General features: G+C 66.5%; 1 protein-coding gene. It reads right to left on the reverse strand.

The window, feature by feature from the left end:
* On the reverse strand, window positions 1-230 hold a 230-nt coding region (locus ACPYOM_RS24260; RefSeq protein WP_481347942.1), incomplete at both ends, for an SGNH/GDSL hydrolase family protein.

Raw genomic sequence — 230 nt, forward strand, 5'->3', positions numbered from 1 at the left:
AGCCGCGGCCACGCGGGTGGCCTGAGCCCAAGGCCAGAGTGTGTCTTTCAAATAGGGGCCCTTGAAGGTCCGGCGAGCGAGCGGCGAGACCAGGACCGGCACGCCGCCGAGCGCTTTTGTCTCGCTCGCGTAGCGCGCCATATTGGGCCCGAACCCGGTCACGAGGTCGGTCGAGCGCTCACCCTTGCCAGGCTGGTCGTTGTGTCCGAACTGGATCAGCACATAGGTGG

This window comes from Monashia sp. HAY1-2A (genome assembly GCF_056755315.1).